The sequence below is a fragment of the Saccharopolyspora gregorii genome (genome assembly GCF_024734405.1).
GTDB lineage: Bacteria > Actinomycetota > Actinomycetes > Mycobacteriales > Pseudonocardiaceae > Saccharopolyspora_C > Saccharopolyspora_C gregorii.
Map to the genome: position 1 here is coordinate 3,503,983 of NZ_CP059556.1, position 16,512 is coordinate 3,520,494.

At 73.6% G+C, this 16,512-nt stretch carries 16 protein-coding genes; 10 read left to right on the forward strand and 6 right to left on the reverse strand.

The window, feature by feature from the left end; genetic code table 11:
- The first annotated feature begins 387 nt into the window (after window positions 1-387).
- A complete protein-coding gene (locus tag H1226_RS15195; protein WP_258341298.1) occupies window positions 388-1,065 on the forward strand; it encodes a M15 family metallopeptidase in 678 nt (225 codons plus the stop codon).
- Window positions 1,066-1,449: 384 nt separating this feature from the next.
- On the opposite strand, the gene H1226_RS15200 is transcribed toward H1226_RS15195, so the two are convergent.
- The gene (locus H1226_RS15200) at window positions 1,450-1,653 is read right to left on the reverse strand and encodes a hypothetical protein (protein ID WP_224955676.1); all 204 of its coding nucleotides are present in this window, start codon (window positions 1,651-1,653) and stop codon (window positions 1,450-1,452) included.
- Window positions 1,654-1,892: 239 nt separating this feature from the next.
- Between H1226_RS15200 and H1226_RS15205 the strand changes: the two genes are divergently transcribed.
- Window positions 1,893-2,813 (forward strand): polysaccharide pyruvyl transferase family protein, encoded by a 921-nt coding sequence (locus H1226_RS15205; protein WP_258341299.1) that lies wholly within the window; start codon window positions 1,893-1,895, stop codon window positions 2,811-2,813.
- 280 nt (window positions 2,814-3,093) lie between these two features.
- Here H1226_RS15205 and H1226_RS15210 read toward each other — a convergent pair whose 3' ends face one another.
- A complete protein-coding gene (locus H1226_RS15210) occupies window positions 3,094-3,624 on the reverse strand; it encodes a GNAT family N-acetyltransferase (RefSeq protein ID WP_224955678.1) in 531 nt (176 codons plus the stop codon).
- A gap of 308 nt (window positions 3,625-3,932) precedes the next feature.
- On the opposite strand from H1226_RS15210, the gene paaI reads away from it, so the two are divergent.
- Genes paaI through H1226_RS15225 form a run of 3 tightly spaced genes read left to right on the forward strand, consistent with a single transcriptional unit; the run spans window position 3,933 to window position 6,225 of the window.
- On the forward strand, window positions 3,933-4,325 hold the full coding sequence (gene paaI / locus H1226_RS15215; protein ID WP_258349423.1) for a hydroxyphenylacetyl-CoA thioesterase PaaI: 393 nt from the start codon (window positions 3,933-3,935) through the stop codon (window positions 4,323-4,325).
- The gene (gene paaK / locus H1226_RS15220; protein WP_258341300.1) at window positions 4,322-5,626 is read left to right on the forward strand and encodes a phenylacetate--CoA ligase PaaK; all 1,305 of its coding nucleotides are present in this window, start codon (window positions 4,322-4,324) and stop codon (window positions 5,624-5,626) included. Before paaI ends, paaK begins: the two co-directional genes overlap by 4 nt.
- Window positions 5,623-6,225, forward strand: a complete 603-nt coding sequence (locus tag H1226_RS15225) for a TetR/AcrR family transcriptional regulator (RefSeq protein ID WP_258341301.1) — start codon at window positions 5,623-5,625, stop codon at window positions 6,223-6,225. The genes paaK and H1226_RS15225 overlap by 4 nt, the downstream gene beginning before the upstream one ends.
- On the opposite strand, the gene H1226_RS15230 is transcribed toward H1226_RS15225, so the two are convergent.
- Together H1226_RS15230 and H1226_RS15235 are read right to left on the reverse strand one after the other, a co-directional pair.
- A complete protein-coding gene (locus tag H1226_RS15230; protein WP_258341302.1) occupies window positions 6,216-7,715 on the reverse strand; it encodes a helix-turn-helix domain-containing protein in 1,500 nt (499 codons plus the stop codon). The genes H1226_RS15225 and H1226_RS15230 overlap by 10 nt on opposite strands.
- A gap of 371 nt (window positions 7,716-8,086) precedes the next feature.
- Window positions 8,087-9,442, reverse strand: a complete 1,356-nt coding sequence (locus H1226_RS15235) for a CitMHS family transporter (RefSeq protein WP_258341303.1) — start codon at window positions 9,440-9,442, stop codon at window positions 8,087-8,089.
- 201 nt (window positions 9,443-9,643) lie between these two features.
- Between H1226_RS15235 and H1226_RS15240 the strand changes: the two genes are divergently transcribed.
- Both H1226_RS15240 and H1226_RS15245 read left to right on the forward strand, forming a co-directional pair.
- On the forward strand, window positions 9,644-11,278 hold the full coding sequence (locus tag H1226_RS15240; RefSeq protein WP_258341304.1) for a sensor histidine kinase: 1,635 nt from the start codon (window positions 9,644-9,646) through the stop codon (window positions 11,276-11,278).
- The gene (locus tag H1226_RS15245; RefSeq protein ID WP_258341305.1) at window positions 11,275-11,931 is read left to right on the forward strand and encodes a response regulator; all 657 of its coding nucleotides are present in this window, start codon (window positions 11,275-11,277) and stop codon (window positions 11,929-11,931) included. The genes H1226_RS15240 and H1226_RS15245 overlap by 4 nt, the downstream gene beginning before the upstream one ends.
- A gap of 16 nt (window positions 11,932-11,947) precedes the next feature.
- Here the strand turns inward: H1226_RS15245 and H1226_RS15250 are convergent, their stop codons facing one another.
- Window positions 11,948-12,397, reverse strand: a complete 450-nt coding sequence (locus H1226_RS15250; protein ID WP_258341306.1) for a hypothetical protein — start codon at window positions 12,395-12,397, stop codon at window positions 11,948-11,950.
- A gap of 112 nt (window positions 12,398-12,509) precedes the next feature.
- Window positions 12,510-13,286: a bestrophin-like domain gene (locus H1226_RS15255; protein ID WP_258341307.1), complete on the reverse strand. Its 777-nt coding sequence runs from the start codon at window positions 13,284-13,286 to the stop codon at window positions 12,510-12,512.
- A 452-nt stretch (window positions 13,287-13,738) separates the two neighbouring features.
- Here H1226_RS15255 and H1226_RS15260 point away from each other — a divergent pair, with 452 nt between their 5' ends.
- The 3 genes from H1226_RS15260 to H1226_RS15270 all read left to right on the forward strand — a co-directional run bounded on the left by H1226_RS15260 (window position 13,739) and on the right by H1226_RS15270 (window position 16,479).
- Window positions 13,739-14,788: a hypothetical protein gene (locus H1226_RS15260; protein ID WP_258341308.1), complete on the forward strand. Its 1,050-nt coding sequence runs from the start codon at window positions 13,739-13,741 to the stop codon at window positions 14,786-14,788.
- A gap of 78 nt (window positions 14,789-14,866) precedes the next feature.
- Complete coding sequence (locus tag H1226_RS15265; RefSeq protein WP_258341309.1) at window positions 14,867-15,172, forward strand: hypothetical protein; 306 nt, start codon at window positions 14,867-14,869, stop codon at window positions 15,170-15,172.
- The gene (locus H1226_RS15270) at window positions 15,169-16,479 is read left to right on the forward strand and encodes a nucleotide sugar dehydrogenase (RefSeq protein WP_258341310.1); all 1,311 of its coding nucleotides are present in this window, start codon (window positions 15,169-15,171) and stop codon (window positions 16,477-16,479) included. Before H1226_RS15265 ends, H1226_RS15270 begins: the two co-directional genes overlap by 4 nt.
- Window positions 16,480-16,512: the final 33 nt, after the last annotated feature.

Here is a 16,512-nt window from a genome sequence, read left to right on the forward strand (position 1 = left end):
ACGCGCGGTTCCCGTTCGGCCGCGCTTTCCCGGCCGGAACGATTGCCCGGGACGCCCCGGAGGCGGAGGCCGCACCGCGGTCGCGACCCCCGCTCTCCACCAGGTGGGTCGGCGGCGACAGCACCGGGTTCGGGGCTCGGCCGTCTGCGAGTGCCCCACCGGAGCACCGTCGCGCCACCGGAAATGCGTCCGTTTCGGGGTCGGACTGCGTTCTCCGGAATCCGCGACCACTGATCCCACAACGGGATCGTGGACCGGGCACTGTCCATTCGCAACACAAGAACACCCGGATGCTCCCCGATCGTGGAGAAATCGCTCGAAACGACGCTCGATTCCGCGCGCATCCACCCGCACACTCGAAGCGGAATGCGAAAAGGGAGGCGCGTCATGAGAAATTCCCGCGGCTCGTCGTCGCGCCGGCTCACCGCCGCGTTCGCGTGCGCGCTGGTCGCCACCACCGCGCAGTGCGGGAACCCGCAACCGCCGGCGGGCGAACCGGCACCGCGGTTCACCTCCAGCGTGGAACCGGTGGACGCCGCCCGGCTCGGCGCGAGCTGGCACCCCGGCTGCCCCGTCGCCCCGGACCGGTTGCGCCTGCTGCGGGTGAGCCACGTCGGCGTGGACGGGCAGGAGCGCACCGGGGAACTCGTCGTGCACGAGGACCGGGTGCGCCAGACCGTCGACGCCTTCGCCCGGCTGCACGCGCTGCGGTTCCCCATCGAGCGGATGCGCCCCGCCGGCGACTACCCCGGGGCCGAGGACGAGACGTCGATGCGGGCGAACAACACCTCGGCGTTCAACTGCCGCGGGATCTCCGGCAGCGGCTCGTGGTCGCAGCACGCCTACGGGCGGGCGGTGGACGTGAACCCGCTGCGCAACCCGTACCTGAGCTCGGAGGGCGACCTGCAGCCGGCCACCGCCGGGCCGTACCTGGACCGCACCCGCCGCGATCCGGGGATGCTGCACGACGGGGACGCGGCGGTGCGGGTGTTCACCGACGCGGGCTGGACCTGGGGCGGGTCCTGGCACGATCCGAAGGACTACCAGCACTTCGAACTGCCGTGACCGCGGTGGGCTGACCCGACCTCGCGCCGCGGTTCCACGCCGGAGGTGCCGTGCTCGTCGCTCACCCGGTCCCGCCGCGCCGGCGCGGTTCGCGGCGCGCCGGACGGCTCGCCACCAGGTCGCACCGCGCGCCGGGACACCGGTTCCAGCACCAGGTTCCGCCGACGTCCGAGCCGGCTTCCCGCACCAGCGCGGTGATTCCGCGGGACCGCAGCTCGGGCAAGGCGTGCGGGCCGACGCATCCGGTGCCGACCACCACGACGTCGACCTCCGGCCCGGCTGCCGCAGATCCCCGCCCGCACCGCGGTTTTCCGCTCCGCAGCGGGAAATCCAGCGCGGCCGGGGCGGTGACGAGCGGAGCCACCGAGGTGGCCGAGCGCCGGATCAGGCCGCGGACGGTCCGCCCGAGCGCGCCTGCGGCACTCCCCCGCCCCGGCCCTCGTCCGGGTCGAGACCCAGCATGTCGAGCAGTTCGGCCAGTTGCGCGGCGTCGTTCGCGTGGTGCGCGGTGGCGCGCACCGCTCGCGACCGCTCCTGCGGAGTCGGCTCGTGCGCGTCGGCCTGCTGCGGTGTGGGTCGTGCCTGCATCGTCCGTCCTCCCCCGAGTGGTTCCGTGCGGTCGCCGATACTGCCAGCCCCATCGCACCGCGACACGGCCGAAAGTCCCGTCCCGCGCACCCCGGGACGAGGAGCGCCGGGAGTGGCGCGAGTGGGTGAGGCCGGGGCCCTGCCGCGGGATGCGCCACCCGCCCGGCGGGACCGCGCGCGGTTGAACCGGCGCCGCACCGGGCACTTCCGGGGTGCGGGATCGTCGACGAGGAGCTCACGTGCCTGTCCTGATCACGGGTTGGCCCAGCTTCCTGCACTCCGAGTTCTCCGCGGGCGACGTGGCGGCCATGCGGCGGGTGGCGGACGCGCTCGGCACCTCGGGGATCCCGCACGAGCTGGCGTGGAGCCCGGTGCTGGTCCCCGGTTCGCTGACCCTCGACGACGCGGGTCCGGGCGAGTTCACCGACCTCGTGTTCGTGAGCGGTCCCGCGCACGGCAGGCAGGTCGAGGAGCTGCACCAGCGGTACGCGCGGTGCAGGCGCACCGCCATCGGCGTCACGGTGATCGACGAGCAGGCGCCCGCGGTGCGCGGCTTCCACCACGTGCTCGCCCGGGACCGGCCGCGGGTGCCGGCGTCCCGGGACCTCGCCGCGGGCGGATCGATCAGCCCGACGCCGGTGGCGGCGATCGTGGTGTCCCACGGGCGCCGCGAGTACGGCCCCCTGCGCAGGCACGACGGCGTGCACCGGTACCTGCTGAACTGGATCGGCCGGACCGACTGCGCGCCGATGGTGGTGGACCTGCGGCTGGACCGGGTGAACGCGCGGTTGTGCTCGACGGCCGACCAGTTCGCCACGCTGCTCGGGCGGGCGGACGTGGTGGTGACCTCCCGGTTGCACGGGCTGGTGTTCGCGCTGGCGCAGGGGATCCCGGCGATCGCCGTCGACCCGGTGGGCGGCGGCGGGAAGGTCTCGGCGCAGGGCGCGGCGTGGCAGTGGCCCGCGGTGCTGTCCTCGGAGGAGCTCTACGACGGCGGTGACGGGCAAGCCGGCGCGCTGCTGGACCGCTGGTGGCAGTGGTGCCTGGGGCCGGAGGGGCGGGAGATGGCCGCCGACCGCGCCGACCAGGCCGCGGACGCGGGCAGCAGCCAGCTGTTGGACCTGGTCGAACGGCTCCGCTCCGCGACCCCCGCCGAATGAGCGGGTCCGCCCGCACCCGGCGGCGGTGGTGGCCGCCCGTCGGCGGCTGACGACCACCGAGCGACGGGAACCGCCCGCGGGTGCTCAGCGGTTCCCGCGCGCGGACGGCGATGTCGCCGTGCTGCGCGAGGGAGTGCGGCCCTACACCGGGAAGCGGGCGGCGGGGAAGCGGGCGGCGGGGAAGCGGGCGGCGGGGAACGACCCGAGCGCTACGCGGCCCGAGTTCGCAGCCGGGCAGCGGGATTCCGCCCTGCGGCTCCGCGCGACGGGAGCAGCGCGGTCACTCCAGGTCCCCCGGGCGGATCCGGTAGACGCCGAGGGGCCGGTCGTAGTACTTCGTGGTCTCGCCGACCCACTCCATGCCGAGGCGCTGCGCGGTGGCGTGCGCGCGGTCGTTGGCCGGGTCCACGACGGCGAACAGCTCGATGGCCTCGTGCTCGAACGCCCAGCGGATCAGCGCGCCGGTCGCCTCGGAGGCGTAGCCGTGGCCCCAGGCGTTCGGGCGCAGGTGCCAGGCCACCTCCACGTCCTCGAAGTGCGGGGGCAGCAGCCGCAGCTCGGCGCCGCCGATGACCTCGCCGGTGCCGCGGTGCTCGAACGCCCACCGGCCCAGCGGGGGCGGCAGCTCGCGCTGCTCCTCGATCCACTGGGTCAGCACGCGGCGCATCGCGGCCAGGTCGGCCACCCGCGGCATGGACGGGACCAGCCAGTCGGTGACGGTGGTGGTGCCGTAGACGGCGAAGGCGCCGTCGACGTCCTCGGGCCGCCACTCCCGCAGCAGCACCCGTTCGCTCACCGGCATCGCCACCATGCGGGAAACGCTACTGCTTGTGCTGCGGCTCGTCTTGCTCAGCGGCCGGGTCGCGGTGCGCCGGCGGGTACCGGAACCAGCCGGTACCGGAGGTCGTGGTGATCTCGCCCGGCGGGACACGTCCGTCCACTTCGGACTCTCCTGCCGCGCTGCTCCGCCGGGCGGCCACCCGCCGGGAACCGCGACGCGGTGGGTTGACATCGCGACCACCGCCGCCAACACTGCGAGCAATAACCGACTGTTCGGTCAGTACGAGGTGGTGGAGCCCGGTGAGCACGGTGGAACCCGTCGCGGACGCGGCGAGAACGATGTTCGACGAGGACACCGCGTCCCGGGAGCTCGGCATCGAGCTGCACGCGGCCGCCGACGGCCGGGCGACCGCGCGGATGACGATCACCCGCTCGATGGTCAACGGCCACGGCATCGCGCACGGCGGCTACGTCTTCCTGCTCGCCGACACCGCGTTCGCCTGCGCCTGCAACAGCCACGGCCCCGTGACCGTCGCCGCCGGTGCCGAGATCGACTTCATCGCCCCCGCGCACGAGGGCGATAGGCTGCACGCCGAAGCGACCGAGCGCACCCGCTACGGCCGCAGCGGGATCTACGACATCACGGTGCGCCGCGAGCACGACGCGGCGGTGATCGCCGAGTTCCGCGGGCGCAGCAGGACGATCGACGGCCGGAAGAGGACGGGCGCATGACCGGAACCACCACGGCCGCCGCGGCCGACGAGACCGCACCGCGCGACGAGGACGAGCTCCGCGCCCGCCAGCTGGACCGGCTGCGCTGGACGCTGCGGCACGCCTACCGCAACGTTCCCTTCTACCGCGCCAAGTTCGACGCCGCCGGGGTGCACCCGGACGACTGCCGCGAACTGGCCGACCTCGCGAAGTTCCCCGTCACCACCAAGGAAGACCTGCGGGCGAACTACCCGTTCGGCATGTTCGCCGTCCCGCGCGAGCAGGTCAGCCGGGTGCACGCCTCCAGCGGCACCACCGGGCAGCCCACCGTCGTCGGCTACACCCGGCACGACCTGGACGTGTGGGCCGAGGTGGTGAGCCGCTCCATCCGCGCCGCGGGCGGGCGCCCCGGCGACCTGGTGCACATCTCCTACGGCTACGGCCTGTTCACCGGCGGGCTCGGCGCGCACTACGGCGCGGAACGCCTCGGCTGCACCGTGGTCCCCGCCTCCGGCGGGATGACCGCGCGGCAGGCCCAGCTCATCCGCGACTTCCGCCCCGACCTGATCATGGTGACGCCGACGTACATGCTCACCCTCGTCGACGAGCTGCGCCGCCAGGGCATCGACCCGCGGGAGACCGGGCTGCGCGCCGGGATCTTCGGCGCCGAACCGTGGACCGAGGAGATGCGCGGCGAGCTCGAACGGTCCCTGGACATCGACGCGGTCGACATCTACGGGCTGTCCGAGGTGATGGGGCCGGGCGTCGCCGCCGAATTCGCCGAGACCAAGGACGGCCTGCACATCTGGGAGGACCACTTCTACCCCGAGGTGATCGACCCGGTGCTGGGCGACCCGCTGCCCGACGGCGAACCAGGTGAGCTGCTGTTCACCTCGCTGACCAAGGAGGCGCTGCCGATCATCCGGTACCGCACCCGCGACCTCACCCGGCTGCTGCCGGGCACCGCGAACCCGGCGATGCGCCGGATGGAGCGGATCACCGGCCGCAGCGACGACCTGATCATCCTGCGCGGCGTCAACGTCTTCCCCACCCAGGTCGAGGAACTGGTGCTGCGCGCCGAGGGGCTGTCCCCGCACTTCCAGATCATCCTGTCCCGGCAGGGCCGGATGGACCGCATGACGATCACCGCCGAAGCCGCCGAGGACTGCACCCCGGGACAGCGCAGCGCCGCACCGGACTCGCTGGCCCGCGCCGTCAAGGACGCGATCGGCATCACCGCGGAGGTCGTGGTGACCGATCCGGGCGCGCTGGAGCGCTCCGTCGGGAAGTTGCGCCGGGTGCTGGACCGGCGCGGCGCATGACCGGCCGTGGCCGGGGCAGGCCCGGGCACGACCTGGATTCGCTGCTGCGCATCGCGGCCGTCGTCTTCCACGAACGCGGCTACGACGGCACCAGCATGGACGTGCTCGCCCAGCGGCTCGGCATCACCAAGTCGGCGATCTACCACCACGTCTCCGGCAAGGAGGAACTGCTGCGGCGCACCGTGGACCGGGCGCTGGACGCGCTGCTGGCGGTCACCGGCGAACCCGGGTCGCAGCAGGGCCCGGCGATCGACCGGCTGCGCCACGTGGTGCGGCGCAGCGTGCACGTCCTCGTCGCCGAGCAGCCGTTCGTGACGGTGCTGCTGCGGGTGCGCGGCAACAGCGAGGTGGAGCGCGACGCGCTGGCCCGGCGCCGCGAGATCGACGCGTTTCTCGGCAAGCTGGTCGCCGAGGCCGAGCGGGACGGGAGCCTGCGCCCCGACCTCGATCCGGCGCTGACCAGCAGGCTGCTGTTCGGCACCGTGAACTCGATCATCGAGTGGTACCGGCCGCAACCGGGCCTGGACGCCGAGCAGCTCGCCGAGGCCGTCACCCGGCTCACCTTCGACGGGCTGCGGAATCCGCCCGCTCAGCCCTGATCGACGGACCGCCCGTCGAACAGCCGCATCGCGAAGTGCAGCTCGTAGCGCACCGACGGGCCGTGCAGCAGGGAACGCTCCAGCACCCGTTCGATGCGCACGATCCGCTTGCGCACCGCGGGGACCGACAACCCGAGCTCCGAGGCCGCCGCCTCCAGCCGGGCGCCGCCGTCCAGCCACGCGCGCAGGGTCGGCAGCAGGTGCGGTTCGGCGTCGCGCAGCGGAGCCAGCTGGCGGGCCGCCCAGGACCGCACCTCGGGCGGTTCCAGCAGGTCCGGCAGCCGCGTCGGACCCGGTTCGGCCGCCGTCGCCCCCGACCGGGCGGCGAGGTGCAGCGCCAGGTGCAGCCGCGCCTGGGTGGGCAGGTCGCGCACGTCGCAGTCCAGCAGCCGCTCCAGCTGCGCGAGCCGCGAGCCCAGCGTGTTGCGGTGGATCTTGAGCTGGCGGGCGCCGCCGGTGCCGAAGTTCAGCCACGCCCCCAGGGTCAGCTCCAGCGCCGCCGCGTCCGGGTCCTGCGCGCGGGCGGGTTCGAAGGCGCGCAGCGGGGCCAGCACCCGCTCGGCCCAGCGCTCCCCCGCCGCGCCGACCACGGCGGCCAGGCTCTCCTGGAAGGCGAACATCTCGAACGAGCCCGCCCCGCCACGAGCGGCCGCCAACGCGTGGAACGCCTGCTCGTAGCCGACGGCGACCTCGCGCAGCGCCACCACCCGGCTCGCGCCGACCCGGATCCGATCCGGGCCGGACACCACGTCCCGCACCAGCTCCGCCACCGAGTCCGCGGGCCGGTGGTGCCGGTGCCCACCGGACGGCACCAGCACGATCAGGTGCTTGACGTACACCGGGCAGTGCACGATCCACGCCCGGTGCCCCGTGATCCCGGAGATCCGCGCCGCCAGCGCGTCCCGGTCGACCTTGCCCGCTTCGATGACGTACACGGTGAGGAACGCGGGCAACCGCGGGCTGAGCGCGCTCGCGACCCGCTGCGCGCTGTCCGGGTGCCCCAGCATCAGCAGGTGCAGCACCGATTCGCGGACCGCGGTCGCCGCCGCGAGCACCCGCCGGGACTGCTGCCGGGCGAGGTCGGTCTGCCACCGCAGGGCCAGCAGCCGGGAGGCGTCGGCGAGGTAGCGGTCCACTCCGGCGGTTCCGGCGGCGGGCAGCGACACCACCAGCACGGGCGCGTCCGGTCCCGCGTCGAGCCGCTGGGCGCAGATCATCCGGTCGTCGCGGTGCACGGCGGCCGAGTGCGCCTGCCCGGACCGGATGCGGTCGAGGTCGTCGGCGATCGCGGCGAGCGCGTCCGGGGGCGGCACCGGCGCGGGCACGACGGGCTCTCCGGCGGCGTCGAGCAGCGCCGCCCGGCCGCGCACGGTGTCGGCGACGCGGCGCACCAGCAGCCGGAGCCCGTCCGGCAGCAGCGCGTCCTGGTGCAGGCGGCGCAGCCGGTCGGCGTCGAGATCGGGCTCGGTGGAGGGGGTCCGCGGCGGCACGGGCGCCGAGCCTATCGGGCACGGGTGCCGGAGCGGGGCCGGTAGGCGGATCCCGGCACCGGACGCCCGCGCCGCCGGCACGTGCCACGTCGCCGCCCGCCGACCGAGGTGGCAAATTCTTACTGTTCGGCCGCACGACTGGGCGAAGTGAAACTTCCCAGCCGAGTCGATCAAGCCCTACTGTTGGTGCCTTCCAAGGGGGCATCGAGTTCGGGCGACCTGGGGGCGCCCGAACTCGGTAAACGATCGGCCGCGCCACGCTCGGCGGCGCGGTGGCGGATCCCGCGCGGCAGCAGGGCTCCTCCCCGGAACCGACTGCCGCGCGGAGGTCCACCGGTGGCCGGCCCCGCCCGGGCCGGCCACCCCGCGCGTCAGTGGATCGCGATGAGCCCCAAGGCGAAGCCCGCGGCGATCACCACGAGCGACACCAGCAGCGCCCACTTGATCGCGAACCGGTGCTGGTCGCCCAAGTCCACCTTCGCCAACCCGATCAGCACGTACATCGCGGGCACCAGCGGGCTCAACATGTGGATCGGCTGGCCCAGCAGCGACGCCCGCGCCACCTCCATCGCCGAGATGCCGTGCTGCGCGGCCGTCTCCGCCAGGATCGGCACCACGCCGAAGTAGAACGCGTCGTTGCTCATGAAGAACGTGAACGGGATGCTCAGCACCGCGATCACCACGCTGAAGTACGGGAACAGCGCGTCCGGCATGCCGTGCAGCAGGTACTGCGCCATCTGCTCGATCATCCCGGTTCCCGAGAGCACCCCGGTGAACACGGCCGCCGCGAACACCATCGACACCACCGCGACCACGCTGTCCGCGTGCGAGGCGATGCGCGCCGCCTGTTCCTTGATGCTCGGGTAGTTCACGATCAGCGCGATCCCGGTCCCGATCATGAACAGCACCGCGATCGGCAGCACCCCGGAGATCAGCGCGACCAGCAGCGCCACCGTCAGCGTCGCGTTGAACCAGAGCAGCCGCGGGCGCAGGCTCTCCCGGTCCGGGTGCAGCACGTCGAAGTCGCCGCCGTCCTCGGCACCGGTGCCACCGGACTCCGCCGAACCTCCGCCGCCCGCGCCGACCCCGGCCAGGACCGGCTCCGCGGTGCGCGCCCGCAGCTTCGCCCGCTCCCGCAGCCCCAGCACGTAGGCGATGACGAACACCGTCACCAGGCCCGCACCGAGCGCCGGGATCATCGGCACGAACATCTCCTGCGGATCCAGCCGCAGCACGCTCGCCGCCCGCGCGGCCGGACCACCCCACGGCACGACGTTCAGCACCGCGTTCGTCATGCACGCCAACCCCGTCATCAGCACCGGGCTCACCCCGAGCTTGCGGTAGATCGGCAGCAGCGCCGACACCGTGATCATGAAGGTGGTCGTGCCGTCGCCGTCCAGCGAGACCACGGCGACCAGCGCCACCGTCCCCACGATCAGCTTCAGCGGGTCGTCCCCGGTGAGCCGGACGACCGCCCGCGCCACCGGGTCGAACAACCCCGCGTCGATCATGATGCCGAAGTAGAGGATGGCGAACATCAGCATCGCCGCGGTCGGCGCCAGCGACGTGATGCCGTCGGTGACCATCTCACCCAGGTCCGGCGCGAAGCCCGCGATCACCGCGAAGATCGCCGGGATCACGATCAGCGCCACCATCGGCGCCAACCGCTTGCTCATGACCAGGTAGAGGAAGACCGACACCATCGCCAAACCGAGCAACGCGATCACCGCACTACCCCCCTTCGAACCACGACGTGGCCCACGTAACACCGTTGTTCCATTGCGCGGAACCGTAGGTGCCGCACGCCCGTGACGGGAGGGTTAACGACCTTGTACGTCTAGCCCGCGTTGCGCGCGTTCTGCGCGTTCTGCTCACCGGCACCCGCGCCGCGGCCCGGGCCGGGCGAAACGGCTGGGTAGGGTCGCGCCATGTCCCGCCGCCCCATGCGGTTCGCCCGGCAGGTGCTCGCGTTGCAGATCGGGCTCGTCGTCCTGATCACCGGCGTGGGTTTCGCGGTCGCCGCGACCCTGCTCGACCGCAGCCTCGTCGACCAGTACGGGCAGCGCGCCCTCGGCGTGGCCCGCTCCGTCGCCGCCGACGACGACCTCGCCGCCGCCGTCGCCGACCCGGCCCGGCACCCCCGGGTCGCCACCAAGGCCGAACGCGTCCGCGACGCCACCGGGGCGCTGTTCATCGTCGTCACCGACGACCGCGGCGTGCGGCTCGCCCACCCCGACCCCGAGCAGATCGGCGACCCGGTCAGCACCGACCCGCAAGCCCTCGCCGGCCGGGAAGTGGTGGACGTGCAGCGCGGCACCCTCGGCTGGTCCGCGCGCGGCAAGGTCCCGCTGCGCACCACCGACGGCCGCATCGTCGGGCAGGTCAGCGTCGGCTTCGACGCCCGGCAGATCCACACCACCTTCCTGCGGCTGCTCGGCACCTCCGCCGCGGTCGCCGCCGGCGCGCTGCTGCTCGGCGTCGCCGGCTCCGCGCTGCTCACCAGGCTGCTCAAGCGGCGCACGCTCGGCCTCGAACCGCACGAGCTGACCGAACTCGTCCGGCAGCGCGAAGCGGTGCTCTACGGCATCGGCGAAGGGGTGCTCGCCGTCGACGCCGACGACCGGGTCACGTTCCGCAACGCCGAGACCGAACGGCTGCTCGGCCACGCCGTCGAACCCGGCACCCCGGTCGGCGAACTCGACCTGCCGCCGCGGCTGCGGGCCGCGCTGCTCGACCACCGGGCCGTGGACAACCTCATCACCGTCACCGCCGACCGGGTGCTCGTCGCCCACCACCGCCCGGTGCGCCGCGACGGCACCGACCTCGGCGGCGTCGTCACCCTGCGGGACCGCACCGACCTGGACAAGCTCACCCGCGAGCTCGAATCGGTCCGCGGCACCGCCGACGTGCTGCGCGCCCAGCGCCACGAGTTCACCAACCGGCTGCACGCGCTGTCCGGTCTGCTGCAGACCGGGCACCGGCAGGAAGCGGAGGACTACCTGCACGCCCTGTTCCAGGGCTCCATCGCCGGGCTCGGGCCCGCCGCCGACGCCGTGCGGGACTCACACCTGGTGTCGTTCCTCGGCGCGAAGAAGGCCGCCGCCGCGGAGAAGGAGGTGGCCCTGGAGCTCGGCGAGACCAGCTGGGTCGCCACCGCCGTCACCGCGCCCGTCGAAGTCACCACCGTGCTCGGCAACCTCGTCGACAACGCCTGCGACGCGGCCCGCGCGGGCGCCGCCCGGCCCGCCCGAGTCGACGTGGACCTGCTCTCCGACGGCAGCACCCTGCACCTGTCCGTGCTCGACACCGGGGACGGCGTGCCCGCCGCGCTGCGCGCCGAGGTGTTCACCGAGGGCAGCACCAGCAAGGACGGCGAGGGGCACGGCATCGGGCTGGCCCTCGCCCGGCAAGCGGCCCGCGCCCTCGGCGGTGAGGTCCGGCTCGCCGACCCCGGCGGCGGTGCGCACGGCGCGCTGTTCGTCGCCCGGCTGCCCGGCGCCCTCGCCGAACCCGCCGAACCCGCCGAGTCCGCCGAAACCACCGAACAGGAGGCGAACCGATGATCCGGGTCCTCGTCGTCGAAGACGACTTCCGCGTCGCGCAGGTGCACGCCGAGTTCACCGACCGGGTGCGCGGCTTCCGCACCGTCGGCATCGCGCACTCCGCCGCCGAAGCCCGCGACCTCATCGCCGAGCACCGGCCCGAGCTCGTGCTGCTGGACAACTACCTGCCGGACGGTCCCGGCGTGGGCCTGCTCGCCGAACTGGACGCCGACGCGATCATGCTCACCGCCGCCTCGGACCCGGCCACGGTGCGCGCCGCGCTGTCCGCCGGAGCGCTGAACTACCTGGTGAAACCGTTCACCGCGCACCAGCTCAAGGACCGGCTCACCGCGTACGCGCACTACCGGTCCCGGCTCCCGGCGGGCGACGAGCCGGTGGACCAGGCCGAGATCGACCGGGCCATGCGCTCGCTGCGCGACGGGGACCGGCCGAGCACCCCGAAGGGGCAGTCCTCCATCACCACCAAGCTGATCACGGACGCGTTGCGCGCGGCCGACGGGCCGCGGTCGGCCTCCGAGATCGCCGACGAGCTCGGCATCGCCCGCGCCACCGCGCAGCGCTACCTCGCCGGACTCGCGCAGGAGGGGAAGGCGACGATGACGTTGCGGTACGGAGCGAGCGGCAGGCCGGAGCACCAGTACGAACCCTGCTGAGCCGAACCCCGGACGGTCAGCGCCGAGGTGCCGGCGGGTGCACGTGGTGGGCGCGGACGGCGCGCAGGACGTCCTGCAGGGTGAAGTGGGCGGGATCGCCCGGGCGGGCGCGGTCGCAGGCGCGGACGGCGGCGGCCTGCTCCACGCCGAGCGCGCGCAGCCAGCGGAGGAGGTCGTGGCGCGGCAGCGTCCCGGACGCCGCGCCGGGCCCCGCGGCGAGCAGCGCGCGCAGCACCGGGGTGAGCATCCGGTCGAACGCGGCCTCGCCCTGCTCGAACAGCACGGCCTCGCACGCCTGGTGGAACCGTTCGCGACCGATGGCCGTTCCAGCTCCCGCGGCGCCCGCCACGTGCTCGAACAACCAGCATAAGGATTTCCGGAGCTCCCCCGGATCCGCGGTCGCACCGGCCTGGAATTCCCGCACCAGTCGGTCGGCTTCCGCCGCCCAGTCCGATCGTGGTGACACCGCCCGGCTCGAATTCCGCGAACCGGAACGCGATCCTCGTCGACGGTTCAGCACGACATGCACCATGACCCCCATCATTCTCCTGTGATCGGACTCGCGCGGTGCGCGCGGCTCATTCGGCCGGACTCGAACCGGCGGGCAATGATTCGAGGAACATGCGGAATGCATCCGCATCAACCCCGAATGGGCCGTGCAATGGATGCATCAGTTGCACCGAGAGGTAGATCGTGAATCCGAGGGTCAAGGTGAGCAGCACCATCGTCGCGACGTTGGCGGGCCGGGCGCTCAACCCCACCAGCAGCGGGAACGCGATCATCAGCACCGCGCCGAGCACGCTGCCCGCCAGCAGCACCAGGTTGAACCGCTGGTCGTCGGTGGAGATGTCGACCCGCTCCCGGTGGGCCTCGTCGATCTGGCGCAGGTCGGTGAGCACCTGCTCGCGGGCGGACTTCAGCACCTCGGCGTCCGCGGGCAGCGCGATCGCCTCCGCCCGCATCCCGTCGATCAGCCGGTCCACCTGCGCATCGGGCCGCCCCTGGTCCAGGGACGGCCACTCGTGCTCGGCGACCCGGGCGGCGTACTGCTCGGCCAGCGAGCGCAGCGCGGTGGCCTGCTCCGCGGGCACCGCGGCGACCTGCCAGTGCACGTCGCTGAGCGCGTTGACCTCCTGCTGCGCGGCCTTCTCCACGTCGTCGCCGTTCTGCCAGGCGAACACGATGTAGAACGCGAGGACCACGGTGAACAGCGCGTTCAGCACGCCGCCGACGAACGACTGCGAATCCGAGTCGGAGTCACCGGCCGCGACGGCTGCGCGACGGGCGCCGAGCAGCGTCACCGCGGCCACGGCCGCGGTGAGCAGCACGAGAGCCAGAAATCCGAGGTAGATCACGAGGTATCCGTTCTGACTGCGCGGACGGGCGCGGACACGCCCGCGGAATGTTCGGAATGGGGCGAATTCGGTCGCGCGGTGCCATCGGTGAACCGCGCGCGACGTCGGACCCGGGATCGAGGCGGGAAGCAGGCCGCCCCCTCGGTCCGCCGCGAAGAACCCTACCCGCCGAACCCCGTTGAAAGGAGAACTTTCCAGCGCCGGGGCGGAAAATCACCGAATGGGGTGATCTTGAACGGTCACCCGGATCGGTAATGGCGGTTTCCAATTCCGCGCCCTTCGCGAGCGAATGCGCGTAGCCGCTGGTCAACCCGCCACATCGACCATTGTAGACTTTCCGCGGATCGGCCGGGACCGCGAATTCCGAGTGCTACGGTTTTCCGCGACCACCGATGAGTCCCCGCGTTCCCGCTGGTCGAATTCACGCATTCCACGAAGCACGAGGAGGTGAGATGTCGCGTCCGCGTTCCGTCCCGAACCGGTTCCGCGCCCGCACGGCGGGCGGGAGCCGGCCGCCGCGCTCCGCGGTGCTGTCCTGCTGCGGGCTGGTGCTGCTCGCCCCGCTGCTCACGTCCGCGTACGTCCCGCCTCGGCAGGACGCGGCCGCGGTCCCGGGCCGGGTGGACGTCCCCGTGGTCCCGGACGACGGGGAAGCCGGCGGGACCGTCCCCGGCTGGCCCGTCGAGCACCCGGCGCTGTCGCTGAGCACCCGCACCGATCCGCGCAGCGCGCACCCGGGCGACCCGCTCACCCAGAGCGCCGTCGTCGCCAACACCGGCGACGCCGCGCTGTTCGGCATCGTGGTCAGCCTCGGTTCGGGGCCCTGCCACGACGTCCTCGGGCGGCTCCGCCCCGGCGACTCCCGCACCGTCACCTGCGCCGGAACCGCGCCGACGAGCGGCCGGGTCACGGCCAGGGCGGTCGGCATGACGCACACCGGGTTCGCCGCCACCGCCCGCGCCACCGCGGAGGTGGCGCGACCGGCGCCGCCCCCGGCACCACCCGCACCGGCCAGGCCCTCGGTCGCGCTGGACATCCTCCCCGCCCGGAACGGCTCGGTGCCGGTGCGGGTGCGCAACACCTCCGCCGTCCGGTTGCTGGACGTGGCGGTCACCGGCGAACCACCGGCCTGCCGCCGCTCGTTCGACGCGCTCGAACCGGGCGAGGAGGTCACCTACACCTGCCCGGCGCGGCCCGGCGAGGTCGTGCGCCTGGCCGTCACCGCTCGGTCGCTGGCCGGTGCGGTCACCGCCGCCGACGCGACGCTGGTGCTGCCGCCACCGGCGGCACCACCGGCCGAACCGGCGCCCGCCGCGGAACCACCGCGGCCCGCCGCGCGCCCGGAACCGCCCCCGCTCGACCCGCCCGTCCGGGAGCTCGCCGATTCCGCGGGGCCGCGCGAATCCCCCGCTCCGACCGCCGGATTCATCGCCGTGCTCGGCGTGCTGGTGATGATGGTCAGCGTCGGCGCGCTGTCCTCCGCCACCCGCCCGAGCAAGTGATCCCGGGGCACGAACCAGTTCTCCCCCGCTCCCGGCCCCGCCGGGGGCACCACGTCGACTGCGAACAGGAACGAACGGATGCACAGGAACGCACGACTGCTGCTCACGGCCGCCGCGGTGCTCGCCACCGCGCTCCCCGCGGGCACCGCCACCGCCGCCACCTCCGGGCGGGTGCTGGTGTTCAGCACCGAGGTCGAGCCGGTCCAGACCTACGAAGCGCCCAGCGGCTGCACCAAGGCACCGCCGACGGCGCACGTCCTGATCAACGAGACCGACGGCCCGGTGCGCGTGCACGGCGACCCGTTCTGCCTGTCGCCGAGCCTCGTCGTCCCGCCGGGCCACGGCGCGCACGTCCCGCCCGGCACCGGCAGCTTCTCGGCGTGACCGGCGGGTTCGCCGCGGGCGCCGGGCACGACCGGGGAACCGGGAGCCCGTCCGCGGATCTCGTCGTGGTCGGGCTCGGCTACGTCGGCCTGCCGCTGGCCGCCGCCGCCTGCGCGGCCGGGTTGCGCACCATCGGCCTGGACGTGTCGGCGGAGGTGGTGGCGGGGCTCGGCGCCGGCCGCTCCCACGTCGGGGACGTGCCGGACGCGACCATCGCCGAGATGATCGCCGCCGGGTTCACCGCGACCACCGCTGCGGACGTGCTGGCCACCGCGGACACGATCGTGCTCTGCGTGCCGACCGGGTTGTCCGAGGCCGGGGAACCGGACCTGAGCGCGGTGCGGGCCGCGGCGCACACCGCCGCATCGCGGCTGCGCCCGGGAACGCTGGTGGTGCTGGAGTCCACCAGCCACCCCGGCACCACCGAAGAGGTCGTCCGGCCCATCCTGGAACGCGGCAGCGGGCTGCGGGTCGGCGAGGACTTCCACCTCGTCTACTCCCCGGAGCGGATCGACCCGGGCAACGAGCGGTTCGCCATGCAGAACACCCCGAAGATCATCAGCGGTTGCACGCCGCTGTGCGCCAAGCACGGCGTCGCGTTCTACGGCCGCTTCGTCGACTCACTCGTCGTCTCCCGCGGGACCAGGGAGGCCGAGATGGCGAAGCTGCTGGAGAACAGCTACCGGTACGTGAACATCGCGCTCGTCAACGAGGTCGCGCTGTTCTGCGACCGGATGGGCATCGACGTGTGGGACGTGCTGCACTGCGCGGGCACCAAGCCGTTCGGGTTCGCCCCGTTCCAGCCCGGTCCGGGCGTCGGCGGGCACTGCATACCGGTGGACCCGCGCTACCTGGAGAGCAAGGCCCGCAGCGCCGGGTTCACCTTCGGCACGCTGTCCGCGGCGCGCGCGGTGAACGAGCGGATGCCGTCGCACGTGGTGCTGCGCGCCGCGGAACTGCTCGGCGGGCGCGGGCGGATGCTGTCCGGGTCGCGGGTGCTGCTGCTGGGCGTCGCGTACAAGCGGGACGTCGCCGACACCCGCGAGTCCCCGGCCTACCCGATCACCCGGGGGCTGCTCGCCCAAGCCGCCGAGGTGTCCTACCACGACCCGGGGGTCGCCGAGTTCCAGGTGGACGGCCACCCGATCCCGCGGACGCTGCGGCTCGCGGAGGCGCTGACCAGCGCGGACCTGGTGATCCTGCTGCAAGACCACTCCTGCTACGACCTCGTCGAGCTCTCCTCGTCGGGCTGCATGCTGCTGGACACCCGGGGGAAGTCCGCCGGGACCGCGGTGACGCTGCTCTGACGCACGACCGGTTCCACCGGTCGGACACCGAGA

What these genes read in the sequence shown, in the direction of transcription:
- H1226_RS15195 (WP_258341298.1), top strand. Translation starts at nt 388, where the DNA reads ATGAGAAATTCCCGCGGCTCGTCGTCGCGCCGGCTCACCGCCGCGTTC.
- H1226_RS15200 (WP_224955676.1), bottom strand. Translation starts at nt 1,653, where the DNA reads ATGCAGGCACGACCCACACCGCAGCAGGCCGACGCGCACGAGCCGACT.
- H1226_RS15210 (WP_224955678.1), bottom strand. Translation starts at nt 3,624, where the DNA reads ATGGTGGCGATGCCGGTGAGCGAACGGGTGCTGCTGCGGGAGTGGCGG.
- paaI (WP_258349423.1), top strand. Translation starts at nt 3,933, where the DNA reads ATGTTCGACGAGGACACCGCGTCCCGGGAGCTCGGCATCGAGCTGCAC.
- paaK (WP_258341300.1), top strand. Translation starts at nt 4,322, where the DNA reads ATGACCGGAACCACCACGGCCGCCGCGGCCGACGAGACCGCACCGCGC.
- H1226_RS15225 (WP_258341301.1), top strand. Translation starts at nt 5,623, where the DNA reads ATGACCGGCCGTGGCCGGGGCAGGCCCGGGCACGACCTGGATTCGCTG.
- H1226_RS15240 (WP_258341304.1), top strand. Translation starts at nt 9,644, where the DNA reads ATGTCCCGCCGCCCCATGCGGTTCGCCCGGCAGGTGCTCGCGTTGCAG.
- H1226_RS15245 (WP_258341305.1), top strand. Translation starts at nt 11,275, where the DNA reads ATGATCCGGGTCCTCGTCGTCGAAGACGACTTCCGCGTCGCGCAGGTG.
- H1226_RS15260 (WP_258341308.1), top strand. Translation starts at nt 13,739, where the DNA reads ATGTCGCGTCCGCGTTCCGTCCCGAACCGGTTCCGCGCCCGCACGGCG.
- H1226_RS15265 (WP_258341309.1), top strand. Translation starts at nt 14,867, where the DNA reads ATGCACAGGAACGCACGACTGCTGCTCACGGCCGCCGCGGTGCTCGCC.